Origin of the sequence: Bacillus sp. 22475 (genome assembly GCF_052044835.1) — a bacterium.
Lineage (GTDB): Bacteria > Bacillota > Bacilli > Bacillales > Bacillaceae_G > Bacillus_A > Bacillus_A cereus.
The window spans coordinates 1-980 of record NZ_JBQENW010000084.1 but is presented as its reverse complement, the minus strand read 5'-3'; the positions used below and the strand labels follow the sequence as shown (position 1 = coordinate 980).

Sequence of the window (980 nt, the reverse complement as noted above, 5' to 3'; positions counted from 1 at the left end):
ATTTATCCATCTAGCATATTATTATATCAATTATCTGAAAGACTTGGTGTTGATCCAAATAATATATTTGCACTAACTCAAAACAAGAAATTAAAATATATAGAAAATGTAAAATACGTAATAAAAGATTGCTTAAAGCAAAAACAATATAAAGAACTTTATGAAATAGTAAAAAAAGAGAAAAACTTAAATAATTTTCAAACAAAAGAAGATAAACAATTTTTAATATGGCATGAAGCAATTGCTATATTTATGGTGGATAAATCAATAAAAACTGCTTTAGATTTTTTAAATAATGCATTAAAACTGACTTTAACTAATTCTGATTTTTTATCAGAAAGAGAAATAGATATTATGCAATCAATGGCTATATTTTATGCGGAAAATAAAGAATATGAAAAAAGTATTAATATATTAAAAAGATGTTTAACTAATTTTAATAAGTTAGATTTTCCTAGAGATAAAGAAATTAAATTAAAAATCATGTTAAATTTAGCAAAATGTTTAGACTTCACATATCAACATGAAGAGGCAATAAAATACCTTGATAAGGGCATCAAATTAGCAATTAATCTAAATACTTTATACCTATTAGGTGAACTATTCTATTTAAAAGGTCAGTATTTATTAAAAATTAAACAACATAATGTAGAAGATGTTATTTATAACTGGAAAAAAGCATTGTTTATATTTGAACTAACAGAAAAAGAATATTATACAAAAACGCTACCAGATCAACTTATTGAAATACAAAATAAAAAACACTCATAATTTCGTAAAAACTACTTACAAATCCCACAGAAAAAATCCTTATAGCTTTTAAACTTAGATCGATAATATTAAAATAATTTAAGTCGGCGGAAGGCACCTTTTGGTGTCTTTTTTTGTACATAAAAAAATCTCACCATCTTATAGAAACGATAAGCCCTTTAAAACAATAATTGCAACTATATTAATTTTACATTACATTAAGGTTAGAG

At 23.1% G+C, this 980-nt stretch carries 1 protein-coding gene; it reads left to right on the top strand.

All coding sequences use genetic code 11. From position 1 onward, the window contains the following. The coding region (locus ACTJJY_RS31880) for a hypothetical protein (RefSeq protein ID WP_440607444.1) at positions 1–771 on the top strand (771 nt) is incomplete at its 5' end. Positions 772–980: the final 209 nt, after the last annotated feature.